Origin of the sequence: Chitinophaga sp. (assembly GCF_035564935.1) — a bacterium.
Lineage (GTDB): Bacteria > Bacteroidota > Bacteroidia > Chitinophagales > Chitinophagaceae > Chitinophaga.
Genome location: NZ_DATMTE010000194.1, coordinates 1 through 14,564, shown reverse-complemented (window position 1 = coordinate 14,564; position 14,564 = coordinate 1). Strand labels below are relative to the sequence as shown.

The 14,564-nt window shown below is 45.6% G+C and carries 12 protein-coding genes; all 12 read left to right on the top strand.

Annotated elements, in window-relative coordinates; translation table 11 throughout:
- Positions 1–312 precede the first annotated feature (312 nt).
- Complete coding sequence (locus VN105_RS05065; protein ID WP_325638562.1) at positions 313–1,587, top strand: c-type cytochrome; 1,275 nt, start codon at positions 313–315, stop codon at positions 1,585–1,587.
- Between the two features lie 69 nt (positions 1,588–1,656).
- Positions 1,657–4,725 (top strand): TAT-variant-translocated molybdopterin oxidoreductase, encoded by a 3,069-nt coding sequence (locus VN105_RS05060; RefSeq protein WP_325638560.1) that lies wholly within the window; start codon positions 1,657–1,659, stop codon positions 4,723–4,725.
- A gap of 109 nt (positions 4,726–4,834) precedes the next feature.
- Positions 4,835–6,271: an NrfD/PsrC family molybdoenzyme membrane anchor subunit gene (gene nrfD, locus VN105_RS05055; protein ID WP_325638558.1), complete on the top strand. Its 1,437-nt coding sequence runs from the start codon at positions 4,835–4,837 to the stop codon at positions 6,269–6,271.
- Between the two features lie 48 nt (positions 6,272–6,319).
- The gene (locus tag VN105_RS05050) at positions 6,320–6,913 is read left to right on the top strand and encodes a DUF3341 domain-containing protein (protein WP_325638556.1); all 594 of its coding nucleotides are present in this window, start codon (positions 6,320–6,322) and stop codon (positions 6,911–6,913) included.
- A gap of 83 nt (positions 6,914–6,996) precedes the next feature.
- Entirely contained in the window at positions 6,997–7,599 is a 603-nt protein-coding gene (locus VN105_RS05045) for a cytochrome c (RefSeq protein WP_325638554.1), read from the top strand.
- Between the two features lie 43 nt (positions 7,600–7,642).
- Positions 7,643–8,848 carry a quinol:cytochrome C oxidoreductase gene (locus VN105_RS05040; protein ID WP_325638552.1) on the top strand — a complete coding sequence of 402 codons (1,206 nt, stop codon included), beginning with the start codon at positions 7,643–7,645 and terminating at the stop codon, positions 8,846–8,848.
- A 62-nt stretch (positions 8,849–8,910) separates the two neighbouring features.
- Positions 8,911–9,963 carry a cytochrome c oxidase subunit II gene (locus VN105_RS05035; RefSeq protein ID WP_325638550.1) on the top strand — a complete coding sequence of 351 codons (1,053 nt, stop codon included), beginning with the start codon at positions 8,911–8,913 and terminating at the stop codon, positions 9,961–9,963.
- 113 nt (positions 9,964–10,076) lie between these two features.
- On the top strand, positions 10,077–11,888 hold the full coding sequence (locus VN105_RS05030; RefSeq protein ID WP_325638548.1) for a cytochrome c oxidase subunit I: 1,812 nt from the start codon (positions 10,077–10,079) through the stop codon (positions 11,886–11,888).
- Positions 11,889–11,997: 109 nt separating this feature from the next.
- Complete coding sequence (gene cyoE, locus VN105_RS05025) at positions 11,998–12,912, top strand: heme o synthase (protein ID WP_325638546.1); 915 nt, start codon at positions 11,998–12,000, stop codon at positions 12,910–12,912.
- 25 nt (positions 12,913–12,937) lie between these two features.
- A complete protein-coding gene (locus VN105_RS05020) occupies positions 12,938–13,495 on the top strand; it encodes a cytochrome c oxidase subunit 3 (protein ID WP_325638544.1) in 558 nt (185 codons plus the stop codon).
- Between the two features lie 27 nt (positions 13,496–13,522).
- Complete coding sequence (locus VN105_RS05015) at positions 13,523–14,197, top strand: cytochrome c oxidase subunit 3 (RefSeq protein ID WP_142684303.1); 675 nt, start codon at positions 13,523–13,525, stop codon at positions 14,195–14,197.
- Between the two features lie 66 nt (positions 14,198–14,263).
- Positions 14,264–14,564, top strand: a 301-nt coding sequence (locus VN105_RS05010) for a cytochrome C oxidase subunit IV family protein (RefSeq protein ID WP_325638541.1), incomplete at its 3' end; no start/stop codon positions are given.

The window sequence follows — 14,564 nt, the reverse complement described above, 5'->3', positions numbered from 1 at the left end:
CTATTTGATTTTCATCTGCATATATTATAATTATATCCCCGCAAACCTTGCCCCACGTTATGATGTAGACGTGCGCCCACAAAGGAATTAAACTTTCAATCAAAATAATAAGTTCTGAAAGGAAATAACAGGTGAAGTATTCAAATAGGCCAGCAGTAAGACTTTCGGCTCAATCGTTGCTTAAAAAACAGATTAAAAACAGCACGCTATAAGACAATAATTTTTTTTAATTGTTGGTAAATTGTCAACATTCTGTCTTATTTTTGCTGGCACTTTTAAGAAACTTTAGGTCAAATCTAAACTATATAGGCTGTGTATCGTCGTGTTTCCATTCTTTTGCGCAAGCATTTTGTGAGTGTGCTTATTCTATGCGCTAGTATAGTAATTCCGTTTTCTTCCGTTAAGGCAGCGGATCCTGCGAAGGGTAAAGCATTATTCCAAACAAATTGCGCTTCCTGCCATAATGTCCATAAGAAGCTGACAGGTCCTGCATTAGCGGGAGTAGAAGATCGCTGGCCCGATAAGAAATTATTGCACCAGTGGATCCACAACTCTGCTTCTGTACTTGCCACAGGGGACAAATATGCCAACGCTCTGTATCAGGAGTTTAACAAAACAGCGATGACGCCGTTCCCTCAGTTATCCAACGAGGAAATTGACGACATCCTGGCTTATGTAAAGGATGAGCAAGCGAAAACTCCCGGAGGCAAAACCGCTGCAACAGAGCCTGGTACTGCCGGTGCTGAAGACAAAGGCAATGACAACAGTCTCCTGTTTGGTATCATCACGCTGATCCTCGCAGTAGTGGCGCTGATCCTCATGCAGATCAACAGTAACCTGAATAAGCTGGCTGGTGATAAAGAGGGTGTTCCAACTGCAGATCCTGTTCCTTTCTACAAGAATAAAGCTTACCTGGCGCTGATTATACTGGTGCTCTTCATGGTAGGCGGTTACTTCACTATTCAGGGTGCTATTGGCCTGGGTCGCCAGAAAGATTATATGCCGGAGCAGCCTATCTTCTACAGCCATAAGGTACATGCCGGTATTAACCAGATCAACTGTTTGTACTGCCACGCCGGTGCTGAGAAGAGTAAGCATGCAATGATTCCTTCTGAAAATATCTGTATGAACTGTCACAAGGCCATTAAGGAGTACTCCGGTCCTGAACTGACAACTGCAGAAGGTAAGAAGGTAGACGGTACCGCTGAAATCGCAAAATTATACGATTACGTAGGTTGGGATCCTGAAGCTGGTAAATATACCAAACCAGGCAGACCAATTGAATGGACCAAGATCCACAACCTGCCCGACCACGTTTACTTCAACCACTCCCAACACGTGGTTGCCGGTCAGCAGCAATGTCAAACCTGCCACGGTGCTATCACCGAAATGGATGAAGTACACCAGTTTGCCGATCTCTCTATGGGATGGTGCATTAACTGTCACCGTACTACCAAAGTGCAGTTTGCTGACAACAACTATTACAGCATCTTCGAAAAGCTTCATCAGGATATTAAAGATAAGAAGATCGATAGCGTAACAGTTGAAATGGTAGGTGGTACTGAATGTCAAAAATGTCACTACTAGGAAGGATTTAGAGAGATTTTCTCTTAATCAGAAGATATCAAATTTATAAACGTAACTCGTTAATATAACATGGAGCAAAAAAAGTATTGGAAAGGCTTGGAGGAGTTGCACAATACCGATGCGCATCAGGAAATTGTGAAGAACGAATTTAGTGAAGAACTGCCGTTCGAGAGTGAAGGCCTGTTGAATGCTACTACCCCCCGCAGGGATTTTCTGAAATATCTGGGGTTCACTACCGCTGCTGCTGCGATAGCTGCCAGCTGTGAAACACCGGTTAAGAAAGCTATTCCGTATGTAAACAAACCGGAAGAGATTACCCCGGGTGTAGCCAATTATTATGCTTCTTCTTATGCCATTGATGGTGAGTATGTACCGGTTGTGGTGAAAACTCGCGAAGGTCGCCCTATCAAAATGGAAGGGAATACTTTATCAACCATCACCCAGGGCGCAACATCGGCTAAAGTACAGGGTGCTGTACTGAGCCTGTATGATACCGCCCGTCTCCGTTTCCCAACAATTGGCGGTACGGAAACAACCTGGGCGGAACTGGATAAACAAGTAGGTGCAGCACTGGCCGGTTTAGGCGGTGCTCCTGTTGTTTTATTAAGTGCCACCCTGCTCAGCCCGACCACAAAAAAAGTGATCGGCGAATTTCTGGCAAAATATCCCAACTCCCGCCACGTAGTATACGATGCAGTTTCATACTCCGGTATGCTGCAGGCAAATGAAGCTTCCTACGGTAAAAGAGTGATCCCTTCCTACCACTTTGAAAATGCCAAAGCGATAGTAAGTTTGGGAGCAGACTTTATCGGAACCTGGCTCAATCCTGTTGAATACGCCCGCCAGTTTGCCCAAACCCGTAAAATCAATGCGCAGAAACCCGAAATGTCTAAACTTTTCGCGTTCGAAAGCCATATGAGCCTTACTGGTGCAAACGCGGACGAAAGATATACACACAAACCATCTGAATCCGGTGCAATAGCACTGGCACTGCTGGCAGCAGTAGGCGGCAGCGTAACAGCTCCGGCTATCGCCGACAAACGTGTAGCAGACGGTATCAAAAAAGCAGCGGAATCACTGAAGGCTAACTCCGGTAAAGCACTGGTAGTAAGCGGTTCTAACGATGTAAATGTACAAACCATTGTAAACGCCATCAACAACATCATCGGCGCCAACGGAACTACCATCGATTTCGCATCTCCTTCCAATTACCGCCAGGGTATCGACAGCGATATGACCACACTGGTAAGCGATATGAACGCAGGCAGCATTGGTGCTTTACTGGTTTATGGCGCTAACCCTGCTTACGATTACTTTGAATCACAGAAATTCGCTGAAGGTCTGAAGAAAGTAAAAGTAGCAGTATCGTTCAACGACAGAAACGACGAAACAACTGTACTGTGTAAATATGCGGCTCCTGATCATCACTTCCTGGAATCATGGAATGATGCAGAAGGAAGAACCGGCTACTACAGCTTTGCTCAGCCTACCATTCTCCCGCTGTTCAAAACACGCGCTATACAGGATACATTCCTCTCCTGGTCTGGTAACACTGCCACTACCTGGGCGGATTACCTGAAAAATGAGTGGATCACTAAACTGGGCGGACAGGAAGCATGGGATAAAGCTTTACAGGACGGTGTGGTTGAACCAGCGGTGGCTCCTGCTTTAGCCGGTGCAACATTTGCCGGTGACATTGCCGGTGCTGCATCTAAAATAAGCAGTGCGAAAAAAGGTGGTAAACTGGAACTGGTGCTTTATGAAAAAGTAGCTATCGGTAGCGGCAGATCTGCCAACAACCCATGGTTACAGGAAATGCCTGATCCGATTACCCGTTCTACCTGGGGTAACTACGCCTGTATCTCCAATAAACTGGCTAAAACATTCTCTACCGAATTAGGAGATGATTATGAAATCCATGCGGAGAAGAAAGTGCTGAAGGTGAAAACCAACGGTAAAGAACTTGAACTGCCATTGGTGATTGTTCCAGGTATGCACCCGGATGTAATCGCTATTGCAGTAGGTTACGGCCGCAATGACAACGCTGGTAAAGCTGCCGGCGGTGTTGGTAAAAACGCTTATCCTTTTGTTAGCTTCAACGGTCAGAACTTTGATTACTTCACTGTTGACGCCACTGTAGAAGCTACCGGTCAGAAAGAAATTGTTGCTTCAACACAAACACATAATAGCTACGAAGGTCGTCCTATCGTTAAAGAAACTACCCTGGAAGAGTTCATCAGGAACCCTAAGGAAGTAAACGAAGACAGACTGGAACTGAAGAAATTCGGCGCTGATTTCCGCAAGGATGCAACGCTGTATCCTAACTACAGCTACCCTGGTATCAAATGGGGTATGTCTATCGACCTGAACACCTGCTTTGGTTGTGGCGCCTGTACCATTGCCTGCCAGGCGGAAAACAACGTTTCTGTTGTAGGCCGGGAAGAAGTAGCGAAGGGACACGAAATGCACTGGATCCGTATTGACCGTTATTTCAGCGGCGATGACGAAAATCCGGAAGTAGTGTTCCAGCCTATGCTGTGCCAGCATTGCGATAACGCTCCGTGCGAAAACGTTTGCCCGGTTGGAGCAACCAACCACAGCTCTGAAGGTATCAACCAGATGGCTTACAACCGTTGCATCGGTACCCGTTACTGCGCTAACAACTGTCCTTATAAAGTACGTCGCCTGAACTGGAGAGACTGGAATGGTGCAGACAGCTTTGAAAATAACCTGTATGATGTGGGGGATATGAACGATAACCTTACCCGCATGGTGCTGAACCCGGATGTTGTGGTTCGTAGCCGTGGTGTAATGGAAAAATGTTCCTTCTGCGTACAACGTTTACAGGAAGCTAAACTGGATGCGAAAAAAGCTGGTCACCCAATGAAAGACGGTGCCGCTAAAACTGCCTGCCAGCAAGCTTGCGGCGCTGATGCCATCGTGTTTGGTAACATCAACGATAAGAACAGCGAAATCTATAAGATTCGTAACGAGCAGCAGGTAGACAGGATGTACTATGTGTTGGAAGAAACACACGTACTGCCATCTATCAGCTACCTGGCGAAGATCAGAAACAAAGATGCCGCTCCTAAAGCAGAAAATGAAGCTGCACATAAGGAAGAAGCGCACCACGCGTAATGATCTTAACAGGTAACCGTTAAGAAAAAGACAGAAAGAACAGAATCTGAGATCATAACAAAAGACAAGGGCTAGTAGCTAGAAGCTAGCAGCTAAAAGCTTATAGAATATGCATTTAAAATACGAATCCACACTGAGAGAACCTTTGGTAGACGGGGTTAAGGATTATCACCAGGTAACGGAAGATATCATTAGTCCCATTGAAGGGAAGCCCGGAAAACTGTGGTATGTAGGCTTTTTCATCTCCCTGACATTGTTAGGCTTTGGCGCCTTTTCCGTGTTCTGGCAGATATACTTTGGTGTTGGTGTATGGAACCTGAATAAAACCGTAGGTTGGGGTTGGGACATTACCAACTTCGTGTGGTGGGTAGGTATTGGTCACGCCGGTACCCTGATCTCCGCCATCCTCCTCCTGTTCCGCCAGGGTTGGCGTACAGGGGTGAACCGCGCAGCGGAAGCGATGACGATCTTCGCGGTAATGTGTGCCGGTCAGTTCCCGATCATTCACATGGGTCGTGTATGGATGGCGTTTTTCATTCTTCCTTATCCGAATACCCGTGGCCCGGTTTGGGTTAACTTTAACTCTCCCCTCCTCTGGGACGTATTTGCGATCTCTACTTACTTTACCGTATCCCTGTTATTCTGGTATTCCGGTCTTATCCCGGATTTCGCCAGCGTGCGCGACAGGGCTAAAACCAAACTGCGTAAGCTGTTATATGGTGTAGCTTCTTTCGGCTGGACGGGTTCCACCAAACACTGGCAACGTCATGAAGCGCTGTCTTTAGTACTGGCAGGTTTGGCTACTCCACTGGTACTGTCTGTACACACGATCGTATCTTTTGACTTTGCAACTTCTGTAATTCCTGGTTGGCATACTACCATCTTCCCTCCATACTTTGTGGCGGGTGCGATCTTCTCCGGATTTGCGATGGTACAAACACTGCTGATCATTACACGTAAAATATTACACCTGGAAGAATACATTACCCTGGGCCATATGGAAGCCATGAACAAGGTAATTGTATTAACAGGTTCTGTAGTAGGTTGCGCTTACCTGACTGAGTTGTTCATGGCATGGTATGGCGCTAACCCTTATGAATTTTCTACCTTCTTTAAATATCGTGCTGCTGGTCCGTTAGGTTGGTCATACTATATTATGATGACCTGTAACGTAATCACACCGCAGGTATTCTGGTTCCGTAAGATGAGAAGAAGCGTAGCGGTAACATTCGTAATGTCTATCATTGTAAACATTGGTATGTGGTTCGAACGTTTTGTGATCATCTGTACTTCACTGTACCGCGATTACCTGCCATCCAGCTGGACTTACTATCGTCCGTCCTGGCCTGAAGTAGGTTTCTACATGGGAACCTTCGGTTTGTTCTTTACCTGCTATTTCCTGTTTGCCAAATATTTCCCTGTAATTGCACTGGCTGAAATCAAGTCTATCCTGAAAACTTCCGGTGAAAATTACAAAGAGAAGATGGTGGTGTACGAAGAAGAAGCGCCTGAGAAATTTGCTCATGATGTAGCTCACGCACACTAAAAGACGAATTGAGAGAATTTATTACTTGGAATTTGAATCTTTATAAATATGGCTGTTAAAAATTTTGTTGTAGGCTTGTTTGACGATGAGGCAGTGTTGTTCCCGGCAGTAAAGAAAGTGCGTACTGCGGGTTACAAGTTGCACGATGTATACACTCCTTTTCCTGTTCACGGCCTTGATCATGCAATGGGTTTAAGGGAAACCAGTCTGCACACAGCCGGTTTCATATATGGTATCACAGGCACCACTACAGCATTATCCTTCATGAGCTGGATATTTAACGTAGACTGGCCTTTGAATATCGGTGGTAAACCGCACTTCCCCTTACCAGCATTCATTCCTATCACTTTTGAGCTGACAGTATTGTTTTCTGCGGTTGGAATGGTGTACACTTTTTGTTACCTGTGCCAGATCATGCCGGGTGTTAAGAAGCACATTTTTCACCCAAGACAAACAGATGATAAGTTTGTAATGGTAATTGAGCTGACTGAAAAGACAAATGCCGAAGAGGTGAAGAGTTTTCTGTCATCGGTGGGAGCGCATGAGGTTCATGAACAAAGAGCTGAAGCCGGATGGTGGTTCGGTCGGTTTGATAAGGATGATGAACCTTATCTCCGGAAAATACAGACCACAAACGCTTAATATATATTAACAGCTAAAATATACCGTTGCAACATTAGGATTTGAGCAAGCAAGACTAATGAAAGCTAGATAAATAATTTCTGATGAAAAGGACTTCCAACATATTGATTGTAGCCGCATTGGCAACTGGAGCTTTCCTGGCAGCCTGTAACAGGGGGGAGCATAACAGAAAGCCCGGCAGGATTTATATGCCAGACATGTATGAATCCCGTGCGTATGAATTTTACAATGCTCGTTTGTCAGGCCTGAAACCAGTGGAAGGAACAGTAAAAAGAGGAGAACTTTTGCCATACCATCTGAAAGAATCAGATACGGCATTGGCTAATCTGGTAAAGAATCCATTAACTATTACGCCGACTGATCTTAAAGAAGGTGAACGTTTGTTTAATATCTACTGCGGTATCTGCCATGGTACTGCCTTGGATGGTAATGGTCCGCTGTACAAAGGTGGAGATGGGCCTTACCCTGCAGCTCCTGCCAACCTGGTAGCCGGTGCAAAATCCGGTTATACAGAAGGCCGCCTGTTCCATGTAATGACTTATGGTTATAATATGATGGGTAGCTACGCCAGCCAGCTGGACAGGGAGCAGCGCTGGAAGATTGCGGCATATATCAAGAGTAAACAGCCAGGTGCTGCTGCCCCTTCTGCCGCCGCTCCTGCTAATGATAGCACTGCAGCTAAATAAATGAGTTAAACTGAATTTCAAACAAGTATTTTAATATACAGTAATGAAAGACCAATTTGTAGTACCGGCAAGATTAAAAAAGACCAGCTTCGTGTTAATGGGCGTGGGCTTGCTGACGTTATTGATCGGATTAATTGCGTTTCACGGTGAGAACGCGACACGGTTTTGGGCTGGTCTGTTGCAAAACAGCAGCTTCTTTTTGCTGGTTACATTGGCGAGCACCTTCTTTATAGCTGCTACTACCCTGGCACATGGTGGCTGGCAGATCGCTTTCCGTCGTGTACCCGAAGCTATTTCAATGGCCGTTCCCGTTTTGTCTGCTATCCTTTTTGTGGTAGTGATGATCCTGGTGTTTGGTGAAAAGGATGGCGTATACCACTGGGTAAACGCGCACCACGTAGCAGAAGATAAAATACTGACCTGGAAATCTGCATTTCTGAGTAAAGGATTCTTTACTTCCGCTACCATTATCACACTCGCACTCTGGATATTTTTTACCATGAAGCTCCGTAAGATGTCTATCGAAGAAGATGGATGGGATCTTCGCCCGGAAACCGGCCGTAAATTACTCTGGAGAAATACCGTAATCAGCGGTGGATTCCTGGTGATTTATACCCTCAGTGTTGGCTCCACCACTCCATGGGTATGGTTAATGAGTATTGATGCTCACTGGTTTTCCACTATGTACAGCTGGTACACCTTTGCAAGCTCCTGGGTATCCGGTTTGGCATTGATCGCATTGTTTGTGGTATATCTTAAAAAACATGGTTATCTCACCTTTGTAAATGAGGAGCACCTGCATGACCTGGGTAAATTCATGTTTGCTTTCAGTATTTTCTGGACTTACCTGTGGTTCTCCCAGTACATGCTGATCTGGTACGCTAACATGCCGGAAGAAACTGAATACTTCCAGCCGCGTGTTTGGGGCCAGTGGAGACCAATCTTCTTCCTGAATCTCCTGATCAACTTTATTATTCCTTTATTGTTCCTCATGAAAAGGGACACTAAACGTAACTATACTGCCATCGTATTCATCGCTATCGTGATCATCTTCGGTCACTGGCTGGATTTCTGGCAGATGGTAGCTCCCGGTTCTGTTAAGAACCTGGTGTTCCCCTGGTATGAACTCGGACTCGGACTTGGTTTCGTAGGACTGATCATCTTCCTGGTAGCCAACCAGCTTACCAAAGCATCACTGGTTCCGAAGAATCATCCTTACCTGAAAGAAAGTATCGTTCACCACACCTAACAGGTGATCAAGGAGATTAGGCAAAAGAAAAGCATTAGATAACTTAATTATTTCATATAGCAATGTCAGGATTTTTAGCAGTCTTAGTTGTTGTTCTCATATTCATAGTCATCTTCCAGATTGCGAAGGCGAGCGAATATGTGTCCATATTGAAGGGAGAAAAGAAAGCGCGCGAGCAAAGCAACCGTATAAATGGTTTCCTGCTGATTGCATTCCTGGTGCTGGGGCTTATAGGAGTGTACTGGTGTAATGATTTGCTGAAAGGCAAAATCCTGGGCGAATCTGCATCAGAACAGGGGGAAGGCGTTGATACCCTTATTTATGTAACACTCGCCATCACTGGTGTTGTGTTCGTTATTACCCAGATTGCATTATTCTGGTTCGCATTCAAATACCAGGAGAAAGAAGGCCGCAAGGCATTTTATTTTCCGCATAATAACAAACTGGAAGTTATCTGGACAGTTATCCCGGCTATCGCCTTAACCATATTGGTGGCTTTTGGTCTGAAACACTGGTTCCAGCTCACTTCAGAAGCACCAAAAGATGCTGCTGTGGTTGAAGTAACTGGTAAACAGTTTAACTGGATCTTCCGTTACCCTGGTAAAGATGGCGCACTGGGCCGTCGTGATCTGAAAAATATCGATCCTTCTGCCGGTAATGAACTGGGTCTGGACTGGAACGATCCTTTGAACAAAGACGACTTTATGCCTACCGAACTGCACCTGGTAGTTGGTAAGCCTGTTAAGTTCATCATCGGTTCCCGTGATGTTATCCATGATGTTGGTTTACCGCATTTTCGCATGAAAATGGATGCGGTGCCGGGTATTCCTACTACCCTGTGGTTTACTCCAAAGTACACCACCAAACAGATGAAGGAAAAAACCGGTAACCCGGATTTCACCTATGAAATTTCCTGCGATCAGATGTGCGGCAGTGGTCACTACTCCATGAGAGGCGTGATAGTTGTGGAAACTCAGGAAGAATTTGATAAATGGGTAGCTGCCCAGAAATCTACTTATAGCCTGACACATGCTGACGCTGCAGCTCCAGCTGCTCCTGCCGGTGAAGCCAAAGCAGATAGCACGCAAAAAACAGTAGCTGCCAATATCCGGTAAGCTGTAATTTTGTGGTAGAAGAATTTTTGACGGAGTACAATTAAAAACAATAAGAACAAACTGACAAACGACGATACTTCCCGGGCGTTAGTTTATAATAAACCGAACCGATTATGAGTAACGAAGCAACATTGCACAGTCAACAGGAGGTAATGCACGGAGCGCATGATCATCATGATCATGAGCACCACCATGAAGACAGTTTCATTTCGAAATATGTGTTCAGCATGGATCATAAAATGATCGCCAAACAATTCCTGATTACTGGTATCGTTTGGGCTATCATTGGTGCTTTCTTCTCTGTACTGTTCCGTTTGCAACTTGGTTTTCCCGATGCCACTTTCCCCTGGCTGGAAAGTATCCTGGGCCATTGGGCTAAAGGTGGCCGCATTACAGCGGAAGCATACTACGCATTGGTAACAATGCACGGTACCATCCTGGTATTCTTTGTATTAACGGCCGGTTTGAGCGGTACCTTCTCTAACCTGCTGATTCCTTTGCAGGTAGGTGCGCGCGACATGGCCTCCCCTTTCATGAACTGCCTGAGCTACTGGTTCTTCTTCCTGGCCAGCCTGGTTATGATGGCTTCCCTGTTTGTTCAAACAGGCCCTGCTTCCGGAGGTTGGACGATGTATCCGCCGCTGAGCGCATTGGGAGATGCTTCTATCGGTTCTAAAATAGGTGTGGATCTTTGGTTAACCAGTATGGCGCTGTTTGTTGTTTCTCAGCTGCTGGGTGGTTTGAACTATATTTCTACACTGCTGAATATGCGTACCAAAGGTATGGCGATGACCAAAATGCCTTTGACTATCTGGTCATTCTTCTTTACCGCTGTATTGGGTGTATTGTCTTTCCCTGTGCTGCTGTCAGGTTTCATCCTGCTGCTCATGGATCGTCACGCCGGTACCAGCTTCTACCTGTCCGATATCTTTATCGCCGGTAAAGCCCTGGCTAATGAAGGTGGTAGCGCTATTCTTTATCAACACTTATTCTGGTTCTTAGGTCACCCTGAGGTATATATCATCATCCTCCCTGCCATGGGTATGGTATCTGAAGTACTGGCGGTAAGTTCCCGCAAGCCTATTTTCGGTTACCTGGCGATGATCGGTTCCCTGTTCGCAATTTGTATCCTGGCCTTCCTGGTTTGGGCGCACCATATGTTCGTTACAGGTTTGAACCCGTTCCTGGGCGCATTCTTCGTACTCTTAACCCTGCTGATTGCGGTACCATCTGCGATCAAGGTATTTAACTGGATCACTACTATCTGGAAGGGTAATATCAACTTTACGCCTGCTTCCCTGTTCTCTATCGGTTTTGTGAGCACTTTCATCTCTGGTGGTTTAACAGGTATCTGGTTAGGTAACTCTTCTATCGATATTCACCTGCATGATACTATGTTTGTGATCGCCCACTTCCACATTGTAATGGGTGTGTCTGCATTCTTCGGTATGTTTGCGGGTATTTACCACTGGTTCCCTAAATTGTATGGCCGCTTCATGAACAACACTATTGGTTACATCCACTTCTGGGTAACCCTGGTGGGTGCTTACCTGATCTTCTGGCCTATGCACTACGAGGGTATGGCGGGTATGCCAAGAAGGTACTATGATGTATCCGGCTGGGCTTCCTTCAAACAGTTTGGTGGCCTGAACGAGTTCATTACCATCGTGGTAATCCTGGTATTTGCTGTACAGCTGCTGTTTGTGTTCAACTTCTTCTACAGCATTTTCAAAGGTAGAAAGATGACTACACTGAACCCATGGAACGCAACTACCCTGGAATGGACTACGCCTATCCATGCCGGACATGGTAACTGGCCTGGTGAAATTCCTGAAGTGTATCGTTGGGCTTATGATTATAGCAAGGATGGAAGGGATTTCATTCCGCAAACTGAGCCTATCGGACCTAATGAATCAGCGCATTAAAATATAACCGGAGTTCCGGCAGGAAGATGCCTTTCAGGCGAAAAATCTTGCTGCCGGGATTTTGTTCACTGTGATGTTTGTAAATTTGTTCCGGACTTAAACCCGGGATGTGGCTAGAAATAAAATGTTGCAAGAAAACTCCATAAAATTGTCGTCATCGTATGCAGTAGCCAGTAAGGCGAAAGATTACTCTCAGCTGATGAAGTTTAATCTCACCTTTATGGTGGTATTTTCGTCGGTAGTGGGTTACCTGCTGGTACCAGGCGTGGAGTTTAACTTAGTAAAAGTTCTTTTATTATTTGCTGGCGGGTTGCTGGTTTCCGGATCGGCCAATACCATTAACCAGATTTGGGAGAAGAATACAGATAAGCTGATGGCGCGTACCGCTGTCCGTCCACTGCCTGCAGGGCGTATGCACGACAACGAGGCGATTGTACTGGCTGTAATCACAGGTGTTGCAGGGCTCCTGGTAATGGGATACTGCTTCAACTGGTTAAGTGCCGCTTTGAGCGGGTTGTCTTTGGTGTTATACGGTTTTGTGTACACGCCCTGGAAAAAATGGAACTCCCTTGCCGTATTGGTAGGTGCAATTCCAGGCGCCATGCCCCCGTTGATCGGATGGGCCGCAGGCGCTAACAACCTCAGCGAAGGTGGCTGGTCTTTATTTGCCATACAGTTCCTCTGGCAATTTCCGCATTTCTGGGCAATAGCCTGGATTGCGTATAAGGATTATGCCAGGGCCGGCTTTAAAATGCTGCCTGGTAGCGGAGAGCCCAACAAGTACACCGCCATTCAGGCTGCTATGTACACCTTGTTGCTGATTCCTGCCGGCGTAGCGCCTTACCTCCTGAAGATCACTGGAAGCATTTCTGCGATAGTGGCCATTCTGGCGGGTATTTTCTTCCTTTACAGGGCTGTTAACCTGTACCGGAAAAATGATGTTCCCGCAGCGAGAAAGCTCATGTTCGGATCTTATATTTATCTGACCATCGTTCAGCTGGTACAATTGCTGGACAAAGCGTAAATTGAAAAGAGGAGTGATGGATACTATGACACTAGAACAACGTAAGAAAATACATCCGCATAAATATTCCTTATGGATCGCCATGGGTAGTATTACCATGATGTTTATCGGGTTTACCAGTGCTTACATTGTTAAAAGATCCCAGGCAAACTGGCTGGCATTTGAACTGCCGCATATTTTCTGGGTATCTACTGCCGTGATTTTAACCAGCAGCTTAACGATACACCTGGCTTTAAAGCAGTTTAGAGAAAGGAATATGCAGCGTTATAAACAACTGATCACCCTTACGGCATTCCTGGGTGTGGTGTTTGCAGCCTGCCAGTGGATAGGATTTTCACAATTGAAATCAGTGGGACTGCCACTCAACGGGCCTGTTTCCGCTTCTTTTATTTATGTTATTGTAGGCGTGCACATGCTGCACGTACTGGGTGGTGTGGTTGCATTACTCATTATGTTTGGCAGGGCTTACAGAACCCGTGTACGAACCTATAGCGCAGTACCCATTGAAGTAGCAGCAACATACTGGCATTTCGTGGACATACTGTGGATTTACCTGTTAATTTTTTTAAGTATCGCCAGATAAACTTTGTAAAATTTTATAAAACAAACAATGGATACAGCAGTTACAGCGAAGAAAAAATGGTGGGCCGGAGGATATTCTCCCTTTAATGTGAGCTATGGTAAGTTGATGATGTGGTACTTCCTGATGTCAGATGCGTTCACATTCGGCGCATTGTTGATTTCATATGGTACTATCCGGTTTTCCAGCCCATCCTGGCCTGATCCGAATGAAGTGTTCAAATCATTTCCCGGCATGGGCCATGCCGAGTTGCCGTTGATGTTTGTGAGCTTGATGACCTTCATCCTCATTATGAGTTCTGTAACCATGGTACTGGCAGTACACGCCGGTCACATGAGAGATAAAAAAGCCGTTGCCAAATGGATGATCTGGACCATCATTGGTGGAGCCGCGTTCCTGAGCTGTCAGGCATGGGAATGGACACATCTCTATCACGAAGGCGCATGGTGGGGCCGCAATCCTTTCCATAACGTGGATGGTACACTGGCTTCTACCAACTTTACCAACTTTTTCTTTACCATCACCGGTTTCCACGGATTGCACGTAACTTCCGGTGTTGTATTGAATATTGTGATCCTCGCCAATGTACTGAAAGGTACCTACGATCAGAGAGGGCACTATGAAATGGTGGAAAAAGTAGGCTTGTACTGGCACTTTGTAGATCTGGTTTGGGTATTCGTATTCACCTGCTTCTACCTGCTTTGATCATAAAACAGGAAGAAACAACAAGGTTTGGAATCTGATTTTAGAATTTATTTAATTTAAATAGTAATGGAGCATACACATAATGCCGGGCATGAAGCCGCACATGCTGATTCATCTACCAAAACAATCTGGAGAACATTCTGGATACTGTTGTGTATCACAGTGTTTGAAGTAGGTCTGGCTTTCTTACACCTGGAGTTCGGGTTTTTACCAAGAGTATTGCTGAACTCGATCTTTATTGGTCTTACCCTGGTGAAAGCATTCTACATTGTTGCAGAATTTATGCACCTCGGCCATGAGATCAAAAATCTCATCATGACCGTTCTCATTCCTTTACTGCTGTTTGTATGGTTTATTATCGCTTTCC